The 465-nt window shown below is 60.9% G+C and carries 1 protein-coding gene; it reads right to left on the bottom strand.

Translation table 11 applies throughout. The features are described from left to right. A partial coding sequence (locus tag ON32_RS05885; protein ID WP_040789380.1) for an NAD-glutamate dehydrogenase domain-containing protein occupies nucleotides 1-465 on the bottom strand: 465 nt, incomplete at both ends.

The following is a 465-nucleotide window of genomic DNA, read 5'->3' as shown; positions in this document are numbered from 1 at the left end:
CGGTGCGGTCGTAGACACCGCCGCCCTTGCTGATCAACGACCGGTCGTAATCGGCCCAACTCGACCGCGGCAACTCGAACAACCGACGCCGCTCCGCAAACGACACCGCCGCATCCGGATCCGGATCCAAAAAGATATGCCGATGATCGAACGCCGCCACCAACCGAATGTGCTCGGACAACAACATCCCGTTACCGAACACATCCCCACTCATATCCCCCACACCCACCACAGTGAAATCCTGCGACTGGGTATCGACATCCATCTCCGCGAAATGCCGCTTCACACTCTCCCACGCCCCCCGCGCGGTAATCCCCATCGCCTTGTGGTCATACCCCGCCGAACCACCCGACGCGAACGCATCCCCCAACCAGAACCCATACGACATCGCCACCTCATTGGCGATATCGGAAAACGTCGCCGTCCCCTTGTCCGCCGCCACCACCAAATAGGTGTCGTCACCGT

Origin of the sequence: Nocardia paucivorans NBRC 100373 (assembly GCF_000308675.1) — a bacterium.
Taxonomy (GTDB): domain Bacteria; phylum Actinomycetota; class Actinomycetes; order Mycobacteriales; family Mycobacteriaceae; genus Nocardia; species Nocardia paucivorans.
Note: the sequence above shows the minus strand (reverse complement) of the source record. Positions and strands in the feature narration are given on the sequence as shown.